The organism is Paenibacillus sp. CAU 1782 (assembly GCF_054551715.1).
In genome coordinates this window covers 15,722-37,921 of sequence record NZ_JBTOLL010000003.1, presented here as the reverse complement: position 1 = coordinate 37,921, position 22,200 = coordinate 15,722, and the positions used below count along the sequence as shown (strand labels likewise).

The following is a 22,200-nucleotide window of genomic DNA, read 5'->3' as shown; positions in this document are numbered from 1 at the left end:
GGAGCAGCTTATGATGACACTCACACGTTTTAAAACATTATGCGTGCAATTCCAGCAACGCTTGCAGAACAATCTGGCCTTAACCGCGATACGGAACGGCTTGCTTTATTTGATTCCCTTGCTGTTTATCGGCTCGATCGCTCTTGTGCTCGCCAGCTTGCCTATACCAATCTATCAGGAGTTGATGGAGCGGTTGTTCGGCGGCGACTGGCAGAGAGTATTGCTGGCAATCCGCAATGGCACCTTCGGCATCCTTGCCATCCTTATGCTGCTCGGCATCAGCTATGCTTTTACCGTAGAGTTTAATACCCGCAAAAATAGAACAGTCAGCCCCATCATCGTATGCGTGGTTGCACTGGCCTCCTTTATAGCGTTAACGGGGCAACGCTCCCCTAATGTGGCCTTTTCCGAATTCGGCGCCATGAATATTTTTTTCGCCGTTGCCACTGCCCTACTTTCCAGCTATCTGTTCCTGAAGCTTTCTGGCATTCCGCTTTTTGCGCTTAAGACGTTTAGTCACGGCGCCAATGCTCAATACATAGAAGCTTTGTCCTGGTTATTTCCAACTGCATTGACGATCGGACTTTTTGGCACGATTAACGCCGCTTTGGCAGCATGGTGGGACATTACCAATATCTCATTATGGTTTTCCGATTTACTTGTTTTGATGTTTACTCAGATTCACTCCAAAGAAATCGCCGCTTTATTGTTTGTTCTTCTCGTACATGCTTTCTGGCTGTTCGGCATACACGGCAACAAAATTCTGGAGCCCGTAGCTCAGCAATTGTTTGCGCCACACCTGAATTATAATCAGCAATTGCTGGCCGCGGGGCAGGACGGAGCCGAAATTTTTGCCCGCTCTTTTTTTGATGTGTTTATATTGATGGGCGGTTGCGGCAGCGCCATATCGCTGATGCTTGCCATCTTGCTGTTCAGCAGGCAAAAAACAGACAAAAGCGTCGCCAAGCTTTCCATGGTGCCTACGATTTTTAACATGAACGAACTTCTATTGTTTGGCCTCCCCATTATTCTGAATCCGGTATATGCCATTCCATTTGTGGCTGCGCCGCTCATTATCGGCTTTATCTCTTACGCCGTTACGGTTGCAGGCTGGGTTCCCGTCACCGTCAATCATGTTGATTGGACAACGCCGCTGTTTTTAAGCGGTTATGCCGCAACGGGCTCCATACGGGGAAGCTTGCTTCAGCTTTTTAACCTGATCGTGGGTATTATGATATATTTGCCGTTTGTCCGGTGGTCGGATGCCATTTCCAAAGAACGGATGAAGAGCAGTCTGGACAAGCTGTATGCTTTGTTTAAACCTTTTGAGCGGCAGGGATCGATTTTGCTGCTTACCCGTTCCGATGAAGCCGGGATTTTGGCCAGAAAATTGGCGGATGATTTAAAACATGATCTTCAGCACGGAAGACTTGCCCTCTTTTATCAACCTCAGGTAAATGCTCAAAAAGAGGTTTTTGGCATGGAGGCGCTGCTCAGGTGGAAACATCACGAGTTTGGCCTGATCTATCCCCCGCTTGTAATCGCGCTTGCGGAGGAGGCAGGATTAATAGACAAGCTTGGCTACTGGATTATGGATACGGCTTGCGGCGAGCTTAAACGGCTGGAAGCACTCAGCAGCAAAAAACTGACGATGTCCGTCAACATTTCCGGAATGCAGTTAGAAAACAGAGGGCTGCTGCAGGAGCTGGATGAAATTCTGGCGCGTTATCAATTATCGCCGTCCCAGCTCGAAATCGAAATGACAGAGCAAATCGCGCTTACCTCCAGCCAAGTCATTTCGGATCAAATTCAACAGTTGAAAAGCCGGGGCGTCAAGCTGGCTATGGATGATTTCGGGATGGGGCGCAGCTCGCTGCTGTATTTAAAGGAATATGATTTTGACACGGTTAAGCTGGACGGATCGCTTGTCCGTGAAATTTTATATAACCACAATTGCAGAGAAATTATTTCGTCCATTGTTTATTTGAGCTCTTCCTTGGGCTTTTCCGTTCTTGCGGAGTTTGTGGAGTCAGAGGCCCAGGCAAACATTCTCGAAGAAATCGGGTGCACAAGATATCAGGGATATCTGTACAGCAAACCTCTTCCTCCGGAAGAGCTGCATCAATATTTAGAGGCGATAGAAAAAGAGGCTGCTGAAGCTTGAGCTGCTTCTCCTCATCCACCACAGATCAGCAGACCGCAGGGCTGGCAGGCGGTTGGACTGGTAGCCCATTGGACAGTAGGCCGGTGAACTTATAATGTTTCACTTATAGTAAAAGGCCGCTGCCATGGATTCAAATCCAGGCAAGCGGCCATTATTGTCTATCACTAACTAGCCTCAATCAGGTTTCTTCCTTGAGGTTAGCAGCGTAACGGTCATCGCTGACCGTTAGAACCGAAAATTGCTCGATTCTCCTTGTGCAACGGTCATCCGTGTCCGTTAGCGCCCAGAATTAGTGTATATGAGGCAGAAAACGAGGTGTAACGGCCACAAATGACCGTTAGAAGCTCGCTTTCCCCCAAAAAAGGCTCCTAATGGCCACAAATGACCATTAGAAACACCTTTCCCAAAAACAGGCTCCTAATGGCCACAAATGACCGTTAGAAGCTCGCTTTCCCCCAAAAAAAAGCTCCTAACGGCCACAATTGGCCATTAGAAATTCCCTTCCCCAAAACAGGCTCCTAATGGCCACAAATGACCGTAGGAGCGGATACACCATCCGCCATTCGCAGTACTTCATTAACAATAAGTCCAGGCTCGCTATACATGACCATGTGGCCGGATTCCGGTGCATCGATGAAACGTCCGTTTTGAAGTGAAGACACCGTTTTTCGATGTGCTTCGCCAATGCCTATTCGAATCTTTTTCTCCATAAAGGTAAGCTTGGAGCCAGAAATAAGGCTTACCTCAAGATTTCCCAGATGGATTGGCTTCCTCCGCAGCTCGGCCAGATCGTCCAGAAACGGAGTCATTTCGGCAACTGCAGTCTGGGCTGCCCGGAGGGTGAAATCCTCCTTCACATGATCCTCCGCGACATCCTTGGGCTGAACCATGCCTTGTTTGGCCGCACCCATCAAGCGGGTTAACCCAAGCTTTGCCATGCCTGGGGCCAGCTTGCGGGACAATGCAAACTGAAACGCCGCGGCCCGCGAAAAATAAAGATCGGAATTTTCGTCGGCAGGGTCCACCAGCACCAGCCCCCTCAGACACGACGGCTCCGTTGCCAGCAGTCTTTCCGCCGCTCTGCGGACGATCGGACCTCCCCAGCTATGCCCTACCAGTATGAAGGGGCCCGGGCCCAAATCATTCAACAATAATAGAAGATCCTCCGCTATTCTTGCCAGCGTTCGCGGCGCAGGATCATCATCGCTCCGCCCGAAGCCGGCACGGTCATACACGACGGCGCGCATTTTCTCCGCTACGACGGGCTGAACCAATCCCCAGTTGGAACGCGAACATCCCATGCCGGATTCGAATACGACGGTCGGGGCCCCCGTTCCCTTGACCATATAGTGGAGCTTTCTTCCATTCCCGGCGTCCGCGTATTTGCTTATTCCATATGTATGCGAGTCTTGCATCATTCTGATCTCCTCTCCAGAAACTGCTTCAGAATCATGGCGTGATTACATGCCTTGTCCTTGGCGGCATAAAGCAAGGTTACGCTCCCTTGGGACGCCCACTCCAGCAATTGCTCCACATACGGCGCCATCTCCACCTGCGACAGTTCTTCCCGATAAAGGTCGGCAAAAACCTCCAAGCGGTCCGGTTGATGTCCAAACCAGATCCGTATAGAAGGACTCGGCGTAACCTCTTTCATCCAAAGGTAAAGCTTTGCATCGCTTTTTTTGACACCTCTGGGCCACAATCGGTCCACAAGAATGCGTTTGCCGTCAGTATCGTCGGGATCTTCATAAATGCGTTTAATGACAAAGGGCATGCCAGGATCACCTCATTGCGCAAATATTCCTATGTCTTCATTCAGCCAGAGCAAGCTTAACCGCGCTTTCCGCGTGAATTCTAGCCGTATCAAATACGGGCAGCGAACAGCTATCTGGATCAACCAGCAAAGCAATTTCCGTACATCCAAAAATAACGCCTTCCGCTCCCTGAGCCGCCAAAGCGCCGATGATGTCCATCATGGCTTTATGGGAATCCTCCTTGATGATACCCCTGCACAATTCCTCGAAAATAATTCTGTTCACGGAATCCCTGTCCTCCGCCTCCGGAACGATAATATCCAATCCATGACCGGCCAGCTTTTGCTTCAGGAAATCCTGCTCCATCGTATAGCGCGTGCCGAGCAATCCAATTTTGGACAAACCCTGGCTCTTGATGACTTCGGCGGTTACGTCGGCTATATGAATAAGCGGCACGTTCAGATCGCGCATCACCCTATCCGCAACCTTGTGCATCGTATTGGTGCAAATGAAAATAAAGTCGGCTCCTGCCCGCTCCAGATTTTCCGCACCTTCCGCAAGCAGTTGTCCCGCTGTATCCCAGTCGCCTTGCTTCTGAAGCTTCTCCACCTCCGCGAAGTTAAGGCTGTTCAGCAATATTTTCGCAGAATTCAACCCGCCCAGCGATTCAGCTATAGCTTCATTAATAATTCGGTAATATTCAATTGTCGATGTCCAGCTCATGCCGCCCAATAGACCAATCGTTTTCATTATGTCAAACATCCCTTATGCTAGATTGAGATTCCCTATGGACACTCTTCCTTAAAGCTAACATAGCCCGCCCCATAATTCAATGTCGCGGGCTTTTTGAACTACCCGAAAAAATAAATCGAACGGGATGCAAAAGACCGCCAATCCTCCAGGTTGCCTGGGCCGTTGGCGGTCTTCTTACGTTATTCCTCGCAGTATTCTACGCTTGCTTTTTGGAGTACTTCTTGCCGTTTTCTATGTTGTTTTCTCGTTATTGTAGTGGGCTTCAGTCTCATAGACGCCAACCGACATCAAGGTCGGCTGCAGACGCGATTCTGCAATGACGACCCGCAGCCTGGAGGCACGAACCGGTTCAAAACGGCATATCTTCTTGTAACCCACGAGAGCGCCCTCATAAAATGGCTTCCAGTGGACTCCGTCCCGTCTCTCCAAACGGAATGCTTCAATTCGCTGACCAGCCTTGATCCACTCCATCAGAACGACACGGTCAAATACCAGGTTGCTGCCAAAATCCAGTTCCAGCATTGCCTGCTCCAGTCCCTCGGGCGGGCACCAGTACGTATCGCCGCGACCGTCTACCGCCTTGGCCGCATTATGGTTGTCGTCTAACTCAGCAGACGACGTCGTCGCAGCGTTAAGTGCAACATTAGATGCATATCTGGCCCGAAGCCAGTCACCAAACGACTTCATCCGGGCAACGTCATTTTCATGAATCAGCCCTCTTCTATCCGGTGGCAAATTGAGCAAAAAGGTCGCATTTCCGCCAACGGCCCTTTCATACGTATCTTGCAGTTCCTCAAGCGTTTTGACCTTGCTGTCCTCTTCAGAATGATAAAACCACCCCGGCCTGATGGACGTGTTTACTTCTGCGGGATACCAGATTAATTCCTCCGCTTCCGCAACAACCTCCCTGCTGCCAAGATCATCGTCACCCGAGCCGACGCGGCGGGCAAATTCTCCGTCATCCTGCTGCTGCGATTCCGATTGTATTTTTTCATTATCCTGCATCGTTGCCGGAACAACGCTCCATTCGCGATCCCGCGTATGTCCGCCTTCATTGCCGCACCAGCGCACATCGGGACCGCAGACCGAAATGACAGCTCCAGGCTGGAGCTCTCTGATGACAGCGTAATATGCATCCCAGTCATAAATCTGCCGCTTGCCATTAGGCCCTTCCCCGCATGCGCCGTCGAACCAGACGCAGAACAATTCACCATATCCCGTAAGCAGCTCGGTTAGCTGGTCGACAAAATAGGCATTGTAACGCACCGAATCTCCGTAGCTTGATTCATGCCGATCCCATGGCGACAGGTAGACTCCGAATTTGATGCCTGCCGCACGGCATGCCTCCGACACTTCCTTCACCAGATCCCCTCTGCCCCCGCGCCACGGACTGCTGGCAACAGAATGCGCGGTGAGCTTGCTTGGCCACAGACAAAAGCCATCATGATGCTTGCAGGTCAGAATCAATCCTTTCATGCCAGCTGCAACGCAAGCATCCACCCATTGAACAGCGTCCAGTTCGGAGGGATCAAAGATGGCTGGTTCTTCAGTGCCGTCTCCCCACTCTCTATCCGTAAACGTATTGACCGTAAAATGAATAAAGCCGTAAAATTCCGTCTGCTGCCAAGCTAGTTGTCTATCCGAAGGCACGACTCGGGCTGCTTCGTTCATAGAAATACTCATCTAAGCTTCCGTCCTTTCTTGGGGCGTGTAAACAATCCTGCATAAGGTCATGTTTTAAGATCATGTTTCAAGGTCATGTTTCAAGATCATGTTTCAAGGTCATCCTCCACAGTCACCTTGCCCCTGTGGCGTTTGCATTCTCGAACTAGCCTAACTCGGGCTTGTCAGTAAAATATACGGTGTGCGACTTTGTCCCATGAAGCTCGAATACGATGATTTCATTGCTGCCCTTGCGCAATAACGGTGCGGAAACATACAACGTGCGGGTTGGCCCTTCCACCCAATAGCGGCCTAGATTGAAGCCGTTCAGCATGACATGCCCCTTGTTCCAGCCGTCCAGGCGCAAGAAGGTATCCGCGGTTTCCTCCACCGTAAAGAAGCCTCGATAAAACCTCGGATCACCGGATGCAGCGGCGGACTCCATATCTCCTATGGTTGGAGCGAGCACGATCGACAATCCCGCGAACAGGGAACCCCAGTCCGTGGCATATTGCTGAATTTGCATCAGGTTGGATAAGCCAACCGGAATCGTTTTTTGGCATCCGTCGTTATGAAGGTCATCGCCATGGGCAAAATTATGCGGATCAACGTGCCAAAGTAGCCGAAGCCGTCAATCATGGCCGCTTACTCGTAATCATGCGGGATCGATTTCATGAATCCCGTCAGCAGGAAAACGGAAAACGGCAGGCTCCCGGTCGCATAAATCGAGTTAAGCCAGAACAGATTGTCCAGTATGTTCATATCATTCATCATAATGAATAGAGGAACAATAATATAGACCCCTCCGACGAATATGCCGGCCATATAGAAATTTTTGAAGAAGGTAACGCCACGGAAACTCATTCGTCCGATGGCATAAGCGGATGGAACAGCCGGAAGCAGCAGCACGGCCATCGACATCACTACAACCGCAACGGAATTCAACATATAATCGCCGATTCTGGCCGTTGTGAACGCTTGGACATAGTTGTTCCATTCAAATCCCCGCGGCAAACTCCACGGATTGTCCATTACCTCGGCATTTGTTTTGAAGGAGGACATCACATTCCACAGAAGGGGATATACCACAATCACAGCCTGAAGGATCAGAAATACCCGAAGAGCCAGAGTGCCAAAACTTCTCCATGCTCCTCCTTGTCTCTGGGAGCCACTGTCTGAACCGGGAGCTGCGGGTTTTGTTGGTATCGTCGATGAGGATTGGTCCATATTAATGCGACCCCCGTTCCGTCAATTTATTACTGATCAGAGCAAGTACCATGGATATGACAAAAATAAACACGCCAATCGCCATCGCATTAACAAAATTGGAATTAGTGAACGCCTGACTATACAGATACCCGCCATATACATAACCATGTATTAACCCGCGGCTTGCCAGATTAGCGTGACCGCAAGCGCTCACAGCACCGTGCGTTGATCGCCAAGCCATGGCAGTGCCAGCTCACCTAATCCAATTAGCTCAAGACCGGAGTTCAGAAAACCCGTCGTCGGATGGTAAATAAACGACCACAAAATAGCAATAACGACAAAGGACAAAATGCTAGGGAAGAAAAAGACTTTGCGATAAACGTTCCTTTCCCTTAGCTTGGAGCGCGTTAATATAGAAGCGTTGATTAGCGCCGCCAGGAGCGTTAATACGGGAACAATCAACATCAAGAACCCCGTGTTGCGCAGCGACTGCAGGAATACATCGTCGCGGAATAAATCACCGTAATTTTTCAAACCGACGAATACCGGACCTTCGCTAAGACCGGTCCACAAATAAAGCGACTTTTGGAAAATTTGTACGGTGGGATAAACTTTGAACAGCATAAACAACACAAGCCCGGGCAGCAGGCAAATTGCGATAAACCATGCTTTTCTTCCCTTTAGTGTCATAAACCGCCCCTTCCTTTCCTTGCTTACGATTGGTTGCTTTCATTATAGATTCAAGGATCATATCTCCAAATAAACAAAAGAAGGGATGTATATGGATGATTTTATGAGATTGGAACAGGGACATGTCCCACCATAAAATCGTACAGCTTTTCAGGAAAAATCAAAATTTGTGCCTATACAAAAAAAGAGGACCTGGAGAAGCGCTCATTCTCGCGCTTCTCCAGGTCCTCTTTGGTATTCATTAGTTTATCAGGCATGAATCAGGGAGGCCAGCAGTCCTTCTAGCCTGCCTTCATTTTGTTCAAGCCAGTTAACTCGTTCAATCAGTTGGCTGGCAAGGTAGGAAAACGCGGTAGAATTGTCCTTACCTGCTGCGTATTGTCCAATATATATGTGTAGTACAGCTATATGGTACAAACGCGTCAATGCGGGTAATTGGCTTAACTCCTTAACCGAACAAGTTCGAAACCTTGCATACCCTTTTACAAATGCCGCCGCCATCTCATATGAATTGCCGGACATCTGGAGAACATGGTTGAAACTGATAACGAATTCTAAAAATGAGATATCGACTGAGAGAAAATCGAAGTCCAAGACCCCTGTTATGCAGTGGTTTACGGATAACAGATTGAATACCAATAGGTCGTGATGGACCCATTGACGGGGCAAAGCCAATAAAGCCTCCCTATTTGCTTCAACGAAAGCCAATGCTTCGTTATAGTAATATTTTTGCTCATCTGCAATGGAAAAAGGCGGCTGTCTCCAGAAGGAAGCTATACTTTCTTCATTAGCAAGCGGATGTAGCTGATACAGGTCAATAAATGAAATACCCTCGTAGTTATTATTGATCGGATGTTTATATTCGCTTAATCTGGCACTAACCTCACCGACGACGCGACCTAATAAATATGCATCGTCTAGTGTTTGAAGCACCGGAGCTGTTCCTTTAATATAAGTGACGAGAGCACCCATTGATCCGTCCGATGCCGTCACAAACAAATCGCCATTTTTTGTTGGCAGAAACAACGGAACATTAAACGAAACATCTGAGCCTTGCAGAAATGATGTCACATCCATCTCTAATTGCAAACTTTCCAAAGACTTGGTGTAACGGTCATAATGACGAACTACGTATATTTGGTCGTTCATCGTGACGAAGCAGGTTGTATTCGTTAACCCGAAGGGCACTGGTGAAGTTTTTACGAGTTCCAGAGGGAAATAATGTTTAATTATGGCCTGCAATTCATTCATCAATTAAGCCCTTCCCTACTCCAAAATCGCAAGTACATTTATTTTATTATCCCCTATTCAAATACTGCTCCCACTCATGCTGCAAATCTTGCTCGGATTGCTGGAAAATTCCCTGGAAATCATCCGGATTCCGGATGAGTTGATTTAGCGCCTTCTGCCCGTATTGGGCGACAATGAAATCGACGATTAAATAGGTGAACTGAAATCCGCCCTTGGTTCCAAAATCCCAGGATTCATCGTTCAGCTCCCGGAATGTCGGAACACCCATTTTCTGAATGTAATGACTCACGCTTTTTCGGGTTTCTTCTTTGCTCATGCTTTTTGCCTCAATGCCTCCGATCCCCTGAATCAGCCATACGGGCGCTTCGGGATTAATATCCCGAACCAGCCACATCGTATACAAATGCACCGTTGCCGTCAGAATCGACTGATACGTATGCTGAGGTCCCGGATTTAGCGGAGAAACGATTTTTAAATAGCGACCTTTGAAGGTTCCCATAAACCAGTCAGGCGCATTTTCTTGTCCCGCAGCTTGATGGAAGGTTGCCAAATCGGGAAAAATTTCAATGATGATTTTTTGGGAGGGCTTGTGGCTGTATTTGGCCGTCAAACGCTCTACGCTGCCTTTTAACTCGTTGAACAAATCGGCATGGACTTTCTCCTGCTTCTCGCCCCCATTATTTCCTGCATCTTTATTTACAATGGCAACCATATCCTGAATGCTCTTCATGGCAATGTCACCCCATTCGTTTAATTGGCTTCGCAGTTTTTCCAACGCCCGGTACAATCTGTTTTTAACCGCGCTTTCACGCATACCCACGATTGCAGAAATGTCCGACAACGTGCAGTCCACAAAAAATCGCAAGGAAATGATCTGCTGGTCCAGCTCGTTTAGCTTCTTTAACGCGGCGCTAATGTCGACGCGAATCTCCACGTATTGAGCAAAATCAAGAGAAATGGATTGTGATTCGTAGGCTGTAAAATCATAAGGATATTCATTTTTACGTGATCGGCTTCGATATTCATTTTTTGCCGTATTCTGAGCGATTTTGAAAATCCAGGTGAACAAGCTGGAGTTTCCATTAAACGACCGTATATTTTCAATTGCGCGTAAAAACGTTTGCTGTGTTAAATCCTCTGCTGCCATATCACTCACTTTCAGCGAAAAATAGGTGCGGATTACCTTACGGTATTGTTCGCAGGCAGCTTCAATCGGTTGGAGTGTGCCATATTCATCCGGATAAACATGGCCTTGTTCATGGACTCGAGTCATTGTAAAACCACCTCCTACACTACATTAGACACCGCAGCCGGCCAAAAAGCCACATACGAAAAAAATTCATTCTACGTACGGTTTCCTTACGGTCAAATTTGTCTGATAGAGAACTTGATATGTTAATGAAATGCAGAAAAATGAGGCGTGCTACGCCATTGACGGGTCGTTCATCCGCTCTTCTCAAAGGATTGTTTTCTATATTCGCCCGGCGTAACTCCAACCACTCTCTTGAATACCCGATTAAATGAAAAGTAATGAAGGTACCCTACTTGCAATGAAATATCTTGAACGAGATCATCCGATGAGGTTAACAGATGCTTGGCATGTTCAATTCGTTTACGCGTTACGTAATCAACAAAATTTTCACTGAATTCTTCCTTGAACAGTCGGCTTAAATAACTTTTATTAAGCTGAAATTGATGACTAAGCAGCTGCAAGGATAAATCTGGATCGCGATAATGCTGATCAATAAATTTTTTTGTTTCATGAATTAAATCTTGACTATTACGTCCGCCTCGAAGCCGTTCCATCTGCTCAGTTGCCAATTCCAGCTGCAGTAGAAATGAGTCACGCATCGCTTCAAAAGAGTCGAACGTTCTCAACTCACCACTCAACTCCGTCATTGTATTTTCCCAAATGTCTTGATAAGGTGTCGGAAGCTCGGACATTTCCTTTGACACTTGAAAAAGCATGAAGTTTAACAAATTCACGATATCTTGAAGTAAATAATATTTGCTATGAACAACCTCCATTAGTTGGTTAAAGCTAACCTTCCAGTCTAGATTGCGCTGCTTGAAATGCACCGCAAAATCGCGAATTAGCTTAAGCTGCTCCACCATACCGTCTAGAACATTTCCCTCCAGCTCCCAATAGGCGATAACTCGATTGCCTCCAACGGAAGTCGTATAAGATAATGCCTCTGCCGCTTCTTGACAGGACTGGGCAATCTCCGCCAACCTGCTTGTTCCCGAACCAATGCCAATAGAAATGGAGTAGTCCAGGTTATTTTTTATCCATAGTCTGACCTGGTTGCATAAATCACTGATCCTCAAGTTAACAGGCGCATGTTCATCGGTCATTTGGAACAGTACGGTCAATCGGCCATTATCCAGCCATTCCGACCAAATCTGAATGTTGCTCGATTCTATTATTTCCTCCATGACATTCGACATGACGTATTTCATAAGATACTGATCGCTGGAGCTGTAAGTGCTGCAGAAATCACTATACTTATCGATCTCAATAATAACAATATGAAATAGTGGGGTGTCGCTTAAATCCATGTACAAATGAATTAGTTTCTCGCTTTGATCAGAAGTCATTGCTGTTCCCCCGCCTATCAGCTCGGTAAACAGTTGCTTTCGACGGTACAGCGCATTTTCTTTATTTACATCACTGTATTGATTGGCAAGCTCGATGAGATGATTGACTGCCTTATCAATAAAGCGGGGATGATCATTAAGAATTTCAGGTAGTTCCCCTGATTTTGATTTGATATATTGGGATATCCCGGTCATCATACTGTCAATGGGTGATGTATATCTCCTGGCCAAATAAATAATAATAACCGTTCCTACCAGGATTGAAATTACCCCCAAAGCTATCCAACCGTCATAAAGATTCGTTATAATTCCATAATTGTACTTGTCCTTTATTCCATTACGTATTTCCCAGTTCATATAATCAGAGTGAAGATGGGAGATAAGATCGCTGCCGTCCTCATCGCCCTCAACAATTGCATACCCGTTCTGATCATGTATCGTCGTAAAGCTGACATTAAGTGTGTTCATATCCTGCACCATCTTTTTAATGGCGCTCGTAGATACATTGACAACTAAAAAACCACTGGGTTTCGATAACAGTGGAATTTCCTTTACCAAGGACACTACGGGATAAGCGTTTTGTTCTGAAGTGAACAATTGATAGGGTCTGCTGCCTGTCCATCTATAAGAGAAGTCTCCGGCTAGCAATTGCTCTACAAATATCTGATCACCAAAGTCGTCCAGAGAAAGCGAAGCATTGGTGCTTAGCACCTTCCGATCATTTGTACGCACGATATAGATAGAATCAATAAGTGAAAAATCGATTTTCAGGGTGTTGAACTTTTTGGATAAACGACTCTCGAGGATATAGGGATTACTATCATCTTCATCGTTCAATTTGTACAAATACCTTTTTATATCCTTATTGTTATTGATTTCACCAATGATCAACCGCTCAATGTTTTGTAAGGAGGACTCGATTTGCTGTGTCACATATTTTGCATAATGATCACTGCTATTTACCGTTTGACGTTCCATAACCTGACTAATGACCATAAAGAATAGAAACAGGAGAATGCCAACTACAAAATAAAAGACAGGAAGATACGTAAAAATCCATGTATTAAACCATGATCTGGACTTCATATTCACGACTCTCCTCAAGAGTTCATCCATGAAATAATCCTGTCGGCAGCCACGACACTCTGCCGACAGGATGTATGTTTCGTCTAAAAATTCATATCATATAGATCCTTTGTAAATACCCATGTATCCTTATTTTCCTTGTACCATTCTGCATAAAATTGTTCGACCTTCTGACCATCGGATTTGCTCCAAAGAGATTTTGCATCCTCGACAGCCTTGACTACCGGCGCATTGCTGCCTCCAACAATTGCTCTGTTCCACAGATCCGCTATCGGTTCATTGGCATTGGAGACAATAAACTGAATATCCTCTGGCAGACCAGGCATATATTTGGTAACCTCGGGCAAAGGCCGGTCCTCATTGATATAAAGCTGAAAAGCCTGTTCCAGCAAGTCATACACTTCCTTGTCAAATGCATTGGATTGGTCCAGATCATCCATATATCTTGTGAATTCATTAATAATATGCTGAGAGCCCAGCATTCGGAAGTCTCCAAGCCAGCTTACTTCCTTTTCGTACTTCTCCTGATCAATTGTAACTTCCTTACCGTCCTCCATCTTGTAATGAACGCCTTCATGACCATACTTCAGCGTATGTGCAACAGATTCGCTGCTTAATAAATCAACATATTTCATAATGGATTGCTGATCTTTAGCTTTTATATTGACAACGCCCGTCATTTGAACCGGATCATTAAAGAAAGGACTGAACTGGCCAAACTCACTGCGCGGTATTGCGATAACTGCCATTTTGGCATCAGGGTTATTTTGCTTCAAGATTTCATAATTGTTATAAACCTGCATAGCATTACCCATATAACCAAATATCAGTGTCTTGCCTTGCAAGAAATCCTGCAGCGCTTTTTCGCCATTCTTATCCGTTAAGAAATCCTTATCAACCAGACCTTCATCGAATAACCTCTTCTTATAGCTTGTCACGGCTTCAATACGATCCCAATCCCGTACCATTTCACCATTCTCGACTACCCAGGTTGTATTCTGAAAAGCAGTGTCCATCCAGTTGTAGCCACTTAAATTGGTGCCGTATGAGTTTGGATTGTTACTGACAAAAGTCTTCATTACTTCGAAAGCCTCTTCCATTGTTTGAGGTACTGCATGCCCAAGTTCATCAAGCTGATCCTGGCGAATAAAGAGATACGCACCCGGAATATATCCAAGAAGCCGTCCAAATTCATACAGCTTGCCATCCGCTTTTGTTCCCAGCTGCCTTAAAAGTGGAAATTCATCCAGAAGCGCCTTATAGTCTGTACTATACTGATCAATCATTTCGTCGATCGGCATAATCTGTTTCTGCAAATACAGCTGATTGCGATAAGCGCCGTCATAATCCAGAATGAGATCGGGTCCGTCTCCTGCTGCCAGCAATGCATTTAACTTTTGGACAGATTCCCATCTCGGGACTGGAATGTAATCCACCATGACGGTTTCATTAATCCACTCAGTCCACAGGTTCTTCTCAACTGTACCTATTTCCGGGGGAATATTTCCCCGATCATACATGGATACCGTTATTGGCTTTGTTTGTTTATTAGAACCGTTTTCTTTACTCTCATTATTATTATTGCTAGTTGTACATCCTGTAAGTATTAAAGAAATGATAAGAAACAAGCTGACAAACGGGATGAAGCATTTTTTTGTATACGTTTTCATATTTTACCTCCATGATATCATGTTATTTCTAATCTTACACTAACCTTTAATAGCCCCAATCAGCATTCCCTTTATAAAATACTTTTGCAAAAAAGGATAAATCATCAACATCGGTACAATCATGACAATGATGCCAGCCGCCTTTATCGATTCCGGAGTAATCGATTTGAAGTCCTCAGGGGATAAATTCCCTATTTCCTGAAGAATGGACTGACTTTGAATCATCTGCTGTACCATTACAGCCAAATTGTGCTTATCTGCAGTATTAATAAAGATCAACATATTGAAAAAAGAATTCCAATGACCTACCCCGTAGAACAAACCCAATGCGACAATAACGGGGATCGACAGCGGCAAGAAAATACGAAATAGTATTTTCCACTCTCCTCCTCCATCCATACGCGCCGACTCTACCAACTCCTCGGGAATATTCGTGAAGAATGTACGCATGACCAGCATGTTGTATACACTCACTAGACCCGGCAGCCAGATTGCACCGTATGTATCGATGAGCCCCAACGACTTTACTAGCAAATATCCGGGAATCAAGCCTCCAGAGAATAACATGGTAAACACAATCGCCAAGGTAAAGAATCGTCTTCCATACATATATCCTCGCGATAAAGGGTAGGCGCATAATATCGTGAACAACAGATTAAGACCGACGCCTACTAGTGTAATGACAACACTGTTCTTCAATGCCGTTATGATTCGGGTGCCATCAAGCAGCTTATCATATGCCTGACTGTTGAACCCAACGGGCCACAGACCCACAGCGCCGGAAATAATGGCCGATTGATCACTGAATGATAATGCGAAGAGATGGATCAGCGGCAGAATACAACTGACCGCGAATAGAATCAACAGGATGTTACTCACATTTTTTAACACTTTATCTGCAAAAGAATCTCTCAAGCTTCATCCCCCTACCATAATCCATTGTTGAATCTTCGTGCGATCCCATTTGCAACAAGGACTAGAACAAGACCTACCATCGATTCAAAAAAACCAAGTGCGGTAGCCAGACTGAATCTTCCGCCATTGATCCCGACCTTGTAGTTCCATGTGGAAATAACCTCCGATATATGCGATACCACGGAGTTTTGTAGAACATACACCTGGTCAAAGCCAACCTCCATAATGTTCCCAATGGATAAAATCAGGATGATGAAAATAACAGGTTGGATAGCCGGAAGCGATACATGCCAAATTTGCTTTAATCGGTTTGCTCCATCCAGGCTGGCAGCTTCGTATAGGGCCTGGTCAACTGCTGATAGCGCAGCTAGATAGATGATTGCCCCCCAACCCGCGCCCTTCCAAATCCCAGAGCCAATGAAGATCGTTAACCATGACCCTGCATTGTATAGAAACGGGAAGCTGTCTCCAAAAACAAGCTTTACGAAATGATTAATAATTCCATTTTCTTGTGCAAAAATGGTGATAATAATACCGCCGACAATAACCCAATTGAGAAAGTGCGGCAAAAAAACGGCGGTCTGCACACTCTTCTTAAACCAACTGCTTCTTATTTCATTAATCATAAGTGCAACCAGAATTGGAAATGGAAAACCAATAACAAGCTGTAAGATACTTAGCATTAGAGTGTTCCGCAATATGTTCAACATACTGGGGTTCGTAAATAACAGCTTGAAATTGTCGAATCCGATCCATGCACTTCCCCAAATACCATCTGTAAAATTATAATTTTTGAAAGCGATGATAAGCCCCGCCATTGGTGAATACTTGAACACAACAAAGTACAAGATGATCGGGATAAACATAATAAATAAAGGGACATTAAGCTTAAGTCTCCGTTTGTTGATATTCATTTGTACCCCCTCAAACTGATCGTTCGGCTGCAGCCAACTCTAATTATTAGGAAAGGCACCTTTATTATCAAGTAGCACATTTTTTAGGAGCCACAATTCTTCACTCTTTCCCTTGGACTTCTCGAATTCATGCCTGAAACAAAAAAAGACACCTCAGCAAAAAAAGGTGCTACGTCGTTTTACAGTGTATTCAATTTATGCCGACGGTCGCAATCCTCCGTCCCAGCTCTTTCTTAAAATAATTGCCCAAAAAGTCTGATACCGTGAATCGTTATTCAGCAAAACCGGTCCCTCCCGGAAAAGGGTGTCTTGGAAGCTTCAAACATTTTATCCGCTTTATTTTGTTCCTACCCTCAAGACATCCTTTACCGTCCGGTCCTCTTTGCTGAATCTTTATTCATTCCACTTGACTTTTCGGACAGCCACCTCCTCTGCCTCGTTCCATATGCCTGCCATAGAAATCCGGTGAACAATGAAAAAACGTCTATGCCTGCAGCACCCGACCAGGCATGGCCATATAGGCAACTCCCAGCGCATGGGGACCAGTATGGGAGCAAATGACGCAACCTGCGTCGATAATGGCAACCTCCTTGACGGAAGTGCGCTCCAGCAAGCCGCTGCGCAGCGACTCTGCAATCCTGTTGGACAAGGTCTGGACGATAATAACCAACTCCGGATCGATACTGCTTACGTTCTCCACCATTTTTTCCATAATGCTGTTGACAGCCTTGTCCATCTTTCCTCTGTGCTTCCGGCTCGCCCGAATACGACCGTCCTCTACTTTAAGCTGTGGACGTATATTCAACAGGCTTCCCAGCATATTTTGGAGACCGCTCACTCTGCCGCCTTTATGCAAATAATCCATTTTGTCTACCACCACGTCAAAATGGACGCGCGGAATATTTTCCTTTATATCGTCAACAATACGTTCCATTTGCTCGCCGCGCTCAATGGCTCTAGCTGCCTGAATTAGCAGCAACGACGCTCCCGCCGACAGATTCAAGGAATCAATGACGGTTATACGGTCTGCCGGAATATCATCAGCTGCAATAACGGCATTTTGATAAGAGGAAGAAATCAATGAAGAAATACTGATATGCAATATATCGTAGCCTTGTTCAATATAAGGCGCGTAAGCCGTACTGTAATCGGAAGGCGCAGGCGCGGCCGTACGTGGATATCCACCCTTCTCTTCAACCTTCCGGTACATCATCTCAGCCGTAATTTCCGCCTGATCCTTAAGCGTTTCTTCTCCAATGGTAACGTATGCATGAACGACGCCGATGTCGTATTGCTTTATCCATGACCGCGAGGGGTCAGCAATGCTGTCCGTAAACAATTTAATTGGGCGCAAGCTCATCACTCCTGTATCTGTAGGTGTTATTGCCCCCCATTATACAGTCCGGATTGATATCGCGATATTTACACTTGTCATATCTTTTGCATAAAATAGTGTCCTTTTTCATCATCCTTCACACTTTAGTCAATTTTTGCGAAATCTTAAAAAATGGGATGGCCGGGGTTCCGTTCCGCCCTTCGTTTAGGTCTGGTTTTTGACATACTGCTTTGGCGTCTGCCCGTAAGTCCGTTTGAACATGCGGATAAAATAGCTGGCATCCATGCCGAGCTGCTGCGCAACCTTCTCTACGCTGACCCCCGGCTGCTCCTCGAACAGCTGAATACTTCGCCGCATGCGCAGGTTCAGCAAATATTGCTGCGGCGTCACGCCGTAAGCCGCCACGAACAGCCGGTGAAAATGCTGAACGGAATACCCCGCCGCTCTGGCTACGTTCGCAAGCAATAAACGATCCTGATAATGATCGTGAATAAGCTGCACTGCCACTGTCAACGCGGCTTGCGGCGTTTGGGGAACCGGATTCCTCCCGCCGGCGGGGCTTCGCCGCTCAGAACGTCCGCCGCCTGAAATATCCTGCAGCATAAACAGCAGCATGTCATACATAAGCCGCGATGCCTCCCAATAAGCCTGGTCGCTGCTGCGGTTAATCAGATGCCAGATGGTTTCCAACTGCTCCCACAGCTTGGAGAACTGGGGAGCCTTGACAGGCTTCAGCAGCGCAAGCTCCAGCGATTCCGCCATAGACGGAGCGGCCTTTCCTTGAAAAGAAACAAATCCCAGATCCCATAATTCTTGAGATTGTTCGGGATAATAGGAATGCGGAGTATTGGCAGGAAGCACCATCAGGTTGCCTGCCGACAACACTATAGTGCGATTGTCCTCAAAACGGAAGATGCCGGAGCCCGACCGGCACAAAAAAATCTGGTGAGCGGGAAAACCCTGAGGCCGATCCAGCGCCTTTTGCTCATGGCTGCCAACGCAATAAACATACAGAGGCATCAGATTTTCGAGGCTGGCTATTTGCGCAATCAAAAATGGCATCATGATGGGCAAAACTCCTTCATGTTAAGATCCGACGATTTTTCGCTGTGTCTGTTCTATGATTATAATTCAAAGGTAAGCTATGATCAAAGCATAGCAAGAACACGTTTAAAAAGTCCCGTTTTCAGTAACACGAATACGGCTTTTCGGCTGAATGCCATATTCGGTGTCTGCCCTGCCGGAAGGTGCGTCTCGTAATGGAAGGCTGACTTTTTGAACAACCTCAGCAAGAGAATTATACGATTATGAAACAGGAGTGATAACCTTGACAAAAAAACATTTACCCGTTAGCCCAAAGCTGCCTGTGCTGATGCACGGCGCCGACTATAACCCGGAGCAATGGCTCAAATATCCGGAAATTTTGAAAGAAGATATCCGCCTGATGAAGCTGGCTGGCTGCAACGTTATGGCCGTAGGCATTTTTTCGTGGGCGGCGCTTGAACCTGCCGAAGGCGTATTCAACTTTGAATGGATGGACAACCTTCTGAATTCCTTTGCCGAAAATGGCATTTACGCATGGCTGGCAACGCCAAGCGGCGCGCGTCCGGCATGGATGTCGCAGAAATACCAGGAAGTATTGCGCGTGGAATACAACCGCGTCCGCAATCTGCACGGCATGCGCCATAACCATTGCTACACTTCGCCGGTATACCGCGAAAAAATTACAATTATGAATAACAAGCTGGCCGAGCGTTACGCCAATCACCCTGCCGTCATCGGCTGGCACATCTCCAATGAATTCGGCGGCGATTGCCATTGCGATCTCTGTCAGGACGCTTTCCGCGCATGGGTTAAAAACAAATACAAAACGCTGGATGAGCTGAACCACGCTTGGTGGACTCATTTCTGGGCGCATACCTACACCGATTGGAGCCAAGTGGAGTCTCCTGCCCCGCACGGCGAAAACGCCGTTCACGGCCACAATCTGGATTGGCGCCGTTTTGTTTCGGAGCAAATCAACAATTATATCAACGTGGAGGTTGCCGCTGTTCGCGACGCAAACCCAGAATTGCCTGTAACGACAAACATGCATGCGATCGACGGGCTGGACTACCGCAAAATGGCGAAAGTGCTTGACGTAATCTCATGGGATTCTTACCCGACCTGGCATGATCAAAAAGACGACAGCCAACAGGCGGCAATGGTGGCCTTCTACCATGACCTCTATCGCTCGTTGAAATTGAAACCGTTCGTCCTGATGGAAAGCACGCCAAGCAGCACGAACTGGCAGGCCGCAAGCAAGCTGAAGCAGCCGGGCATGCACAAGCTGTCCTCGCTGCAAGCCGTTGCCCATGGCGCCGATTCCGTGCAATACTTCCAATGGCGCAAGAGCAGAGGCTCCAGCGAAAAACTGCACGGCGCGGTCGTTGACCATGCCGGCCATGAAAATACGCGCGTCTTCCAAGATGTAGCCGAGCTTGGCCGCTCGCTGGCCGACTTGCCTCAACTGGTAGGCACGGATACGCCTTCGCAAGCAGCTATCATTTTTGACTGGGACAACCGTTGGGCCGTCAAGGATTCCCAAGGCCCGCGCAACTGCGGCATTGGCTACGAATCCACTGTTTATGCCCATCATCGCGCGTTCTGGGAGCAAGGCGTACCTGTGGACATTATCGGCTCCGAGGATTCCTTCGATCGTTACAAGCTGATCGTTGCTCCTATGCTGTATCTGTGCAGCGAAGAAACCGGCAAAAAACTGGAGCAGTTTGTTGAAAACGGCGGCACGCTTGTTACGACCTACTGGTCCGGCGTGGTTGGCGAAACCGACAATGCCCACCTTGGCGGCTTCCCGGGCCCGCTCCGCAAAACGCTTGGCATCTGGGCAGAGGAAATCGACGGCCTGCACGACCACGAGCGCAACGGCTTGGCGCTTGACAGCGGCAACCGCCTTGGCCTCAAAGGCACGTATGAAGCACGCGAGCTTTGCGAGCTGGTTCATCTTGAAGGCGCTGAGTCGCTTGGCGTTTACACCGATGACTTCTATGCCGGCCGTCCCGCTTTGACGGTTAACAACTTCGGCAAAGGCCGCGCCTACCATATGGCTACCCGCCTGGGCGCCGACTTCCTGCTGGACTTCTACACAAGCTTGATCGCCGAAACCGGCGTTAACAAAGCGCTGGAAAGCGAGCTTCCTGCCGGCGTAACGGCGCAGGTTCGTACCGATGGCGAAAATGATTTCCTGTTCGTCATGAACTTCAGCGGCGAAGCTGTCGAGCTGGCACTGGACGGCCGCTCCTACACCGACCTGGAAAGCGGCGAAGCCGGCGTAACGAAGCTTGCCCTGCCGGTTAACGGCATCCGCTTGCTAAGCCGCCCCGCGCAAGGCTAACAAAAATCGGATAGCTTGTCAGCTTGTCAGCTTGCTAGCTTGCTAGCTGGTTACTCAGCTGGTAAATTTTAGCCTAATTAATTGGATAATTAATATGGTAGCGCTGGTTGGTTGGTTTGCTAGTTGGTCTCTTGATTGATCTGCTGGTTGCTCTCTTGATTGGTCTGCTGGTCGGTTATTGGTTTGGTGGTTGGTTCGTTCATATGGCAGTTGGTTAATTGGTCGGTTGTCGCTGCTCAGATGAGTGGCGACAGCTCGACTCTAACGGACAAAAATGTCCGTTAGAAGCCAATTTCCATTGTATTTTGAATTCTAATGGACATTTTTGTCCGTTACAGCCTTTTTTCCTCGATTTTTTCGAGATTTTCGGCTTTAATGGACATGCATGACCATTAGAAATGCAAAGTACCCGGAAATCGAGGTCTAACGGTCATGAATGTCCGTAAGAGCATAAGGACCTCAAAAATCTTGAGAACGCCAATGCTTTTCAAATCTCAAGGACTGCATCCTGGGACTGAATCATGACAAAATCTCATGGATTGACTCTCTAGGACTGTTCCTCTTCGACTGAATCTCTGCGAATGAATCCTGCGACTGAATTTCTTAAGCCGATAATATTTGGCACCACGCAAATCGGCATAAGCTTGCTATAATCGCAACATAAATCGGCGTAAGCTTGCAATAATCCCAACATAAATCGGCGTAAGCTTGCTATAATCGCAACATGCAGATCGGCATAAGCTTGATATGATCGCAATCGCAACACGCAAAAAAGCGCAGCTGCTACTGGATTAGTGGTTTCTCCAC

The 22,200-nt window shown here is 47.0% G+C and carries 17 protein-coding genes; 2 read left to right on the top strand and 15 right to left on the bottom strand.

From position 1 onward, the window contains the following. Positions 1-10 precede the first annotated feature (10 nt). Positions 11-2,164: an EAL domain-containing protein gene (locus ACX93W_RS10945; protein WP_459392409.1), complete on the top strand. Its 2,154-nt coding sequence runs from the start codon at positions 11-13 to the stop codon at positions 2,162-2,164. Between the two features lie 518 nt (positions 2,165-2,682). Here ACX93W_RS10945 and ACX93W_RS10940 read toward each other — a convergent pair. The 15 genes from ACX93W_RS10940 to ACX93W_RS10870 form a co-directional block, all read right to left on the bottom strand. Continuing rightward, entirely contained in the window at positions 2,683-3,582 is a 900-nt protein-coding gene (locus ACX93W_RS10940; RefSeq protein WP_459392408.1) for an alpha/beta fold hydrolase, read from the bottom strand. After that, positions 3,579-3,938 (bottom strand): DUF488 domain-containing protein, encoded by a 360-nt coding sequence (locus tag ACX93W_RS10935; protein WP_459392407.1) that lies wholly within the window; start codon positions 3,936-3,938, stop codon positions 3,579-3,581. The genes ACX93W_RS10940 and ACX93W_RS10935 overlap by 4 nt, the downstream gene beginning before the upstream one ends. A 37-nt stretch (positions 3,939-3,975) precedes the next feature. Beyond that, positions 3,976-4,668, bottom strand: a complete 693-nt coding sequence (locus tag ACX93W_RS10930) for an aspartate/glutamate racemase family protein (RefSeq protein ID WP_459392406.1) — start codon at positions 4,666-4,668, stop codon at positions 3,976-3,978. Between the two features lie 234 nt (positions 4,669-4,902). Continuing rightward, positions 4,903-6,354 (bottom strand): alpha-L-fucosidase, encoded by a 1,452-nt coding sequence (locus ACX93W_RS10925; protein ID WP_459392405.1) that lies wholly within the window; start codon positions 6,352-6,354, stop codon positions 4,903-4,905. A 145-nt stretch (positions 6,355-6,499) separates the two neighbouring features. Next, entirely contained in the window at positions 6,500-6,859 is a 360-nt protein-coding gene (locus ACX93W_RS10920) for a hypothetical protein (RefSeq protein WP_459392404.1), read from the bottom strand. Positions 6,860-6,978: 119 nt separating this feature from the next. Beyond that, positions 6,979-7,560: a carbohydrate ABC transporter permease gene (locus ACX93W_RS10915; protein ID WP_459392403.1), complete on the bottom strand. Its 582-nt coding sequence runs from the start codon at positions 7,558-7,560 to the stop codon at positions 6,979-6,981. Positions 7,561-7,752: 192 nt separating this feature from the next. Beyond that, positions 7,753-8,232 carry a carbohydrate ABC transporter permease gene (locus ACX93W_RS10910; protein ID WP_459392402.1) on the bottom strand — a complete coding sequence of 160 codons (480 nt, stop codon included), beginning with the start codon at positions 8,230-8,232 and terminating at the stop codon, positions 7,753-7,755. 249 nt (positions 8,233-8,481) lie between these two features. Then, the gene (locus ACX93W_RS10905) at positions 8,482-9,483 is read right to left on the bottom strand and encodes a phosphotransferase enzyme family protein (RefSeq protein ID WP_459392401.1); all 1,002 of its coding nucleotides are present in this window, start codon (positions 9,481-9,483) and stop codon (positions 8,482-8,484) included. A gap of 46 nt (positions 9,484-9,529) precedes the next feature. Continuing rightward, a complete protein-coding gene (locus ACX93W_RS10900; RefSeq protein ID WP_459392400.1) occupies positions 9,530-10,756 on the bottom strand; it encodes an RNA polymerase sigma factor in 1,227 nt (408 codons plus the stop codon). A gap of 170 nt (positions 10,757-10,926) precedes the next feature. Continuing rightward, entirely contained in the window at positions 10,927-13,167 is a 2,241-nt protein-coding gene (locus tag ACX93W_RS10895) for a helix-turn-helix domain-containing protein (protein ID WP_459392399.1), read from the bottom strand. Between the two features lie 83 nt (positions 13,168-13,250). Further along, positions 13,251-14,837 carry an extracellular solute-binding protein gene (locus ACX93W_RS10890; protein WP_459392398.1) on the bottom strand — a complete coding sequence of 529 codons (1,587 nt, stop codon included), beginning with the start codon at positions 14,835-14,837 and terminating at the stop codon, positions 13,251-13,253. 39 nt (positions 14,838-14,876) lie between these two features. Next, entirely contained in the window at positions 14,877-15,752 is an 876-nt protein-coding gene (locus ACX93W_RS10885) for a carbohydrate ABC transporter permease (protein ID WP_459392397.1), read from the bottom strand. A gap of 11 nt (positions 15,753-15,763) precedes the next feature. Next, positions 15,764-16,666 (bottom strand): ABC transporter permease, encoded by a 903-nt coding sequence (locus ACX93W_RS10880; protein WP_459392396.1) that lies wholly within the window; start codon positions 16,664-16,666, stop codon positions 15,764-15,766. Between the two features lie 484 nt (positions 16,667-17,150). Next, positions 17,151-18,020 carry a DegV family protein gene (locus ACX93W_RS10875; RefSeq protein WP_459392395.1) on the bottom strand — a complete coding sequence of 290 codons (870 nt, stop codon included), beginning with the start codon at positions 18,018-18,020 and terminating at the stop codon, positions 17,151-17,153. 186 nt (positions 18,021-18,206) lie between these two features. Next, positions 18,207-19,067, bottom strand: coding sequence for a helix-turn-helix transcriptional regulator (locus ACX93W_RS10870; protein WP_459392394.1), 861 nt, complete (start codon positions 19,065-19,067; stop codon positions 18,207-18,209). Between the two features lie 262 nt (positions 19,068-19,329). Between ACX93W_RS10870 and ACX93W_RS10865 the strand changes: the two genes are divergently transcribed. Then, positions 19,330-21,393, top strand: coding sequence for a beta-galactosidase (locus tag ACX93W_RS10865; protein WP_459392393.1), 2,064 nt, complete (start codon positions 19,330-19,332; stop codon positions 21,391-21,393). Positions 21,394-22,200 lie beyond the last annotated feature (807 nt).

What these genes read in the sequence shown, in the direction of transcription:
- ACX93W_RS10945 (WP_459392409.1), top strand. Translation starts at nt 11, where the DNA reads ATGATGACACTCACACGTTTTAAAACATTATGCGTGCAATTCCAGCAA.
- ACX93W_RS10940 (WP_459392408.1), bottom strand. Translation starts at nt 3,582, where the DNA reads ATGATGCAAGACTCGCATACATATGGAATAAGCAAATACGCGGACGCC.
- ACX93W_RS10935 (WP_459392407.1), bottom strand. Translation starts at nt 3,938, where the DNA reads ATGCCCTTTGTCATTAAACGCATTTATGAAGATCCCGACGATACTGAC.
- ACX93W_RS10930 (WP_459392406.1), bottom strand. Translation starts at nt 4,668, where the DNA reads ATGAAAACGATTGGTCTATTGGGCGGCATGAGCTGGACATCGACAATT.
- ACX93W_RS10925 (WP_459392405.1), bottom strand. Translation starts at nt 6,354, where the DNA reads ATGAGTATTTCTATGAACGAAGCAGCCCGAGTCGTGCCTTCGGATAGA.
- ACX93W_RS10920 (WP_459392404.1), bottom strand. Translation starts at nt 6,859, where the DNA reads ATGCAAATTCAGCAATATGCCACGGACTGGGGTTCCCTGTTCGCGGGA.
- ACX93W_RS10915 (WP_459392403.1), bottom strand. Translation starts at nt 7,560, where the DNA reads ATGGACCAATCCTCATCGACGATACCAACAAAACCCGCAGCTCCCGGT.
- ACX93W_RS10910 (WP_459392402.1), bottom strand. Translation starts at nt 8,232, where the DNA reads ATGACACTAAAGGGAAGAAAAGCATGGTTTATCGCAATTTGCCTGCTG.
- ACX93W_RS10905 (WP_459392401.1), bottom strand. Translation starts at nt 9,483, where the DNA reads ATGAATGAATTGCAGGCCATAATTAAACATTATTTCCCTCTGGAACTC.
- ACX93W_RS10900 (WP_459392400.1), bottom strand. Translation starts at nt 10,756, where the DNA reads ATGACTCGAGTCCATGAACAAGGCCATGTTTATCCGGATGAATATGGC.
- ACX93W_RS10895 (WP_459392399.1), bottom strand. Translation starts at nt 13,167, where the DNA reads ATGAAGTCCAGATCATGGTTTAATACATGGATTTTTACGTATCTTCCT.
- ACX93W_RS10890 (WP_459392398.1), bottom strand. Translation starts at nt 14,837, where the DNA reads ATGAAAACGTATACAAAAAAATGCTTCATCCCGTTTGTCAGCTTGTTT.
- ACX93W_RS10880 (WP_459392396.1), bottom strand. Translation starts at nt 16,666, where the DNA reads ATGAATATCAACAAACGGAGACTTAAGCTTAATGTCCCTTTATTTATT.
- ACX93W_RS10870 (WP_459392394.1), bottom strand. Translation starts at nt 19,067, where the DNA reads ATGATGCCATTTTTGATTGCGCAAATAGCCAGCCTCGAAAATCTGATG.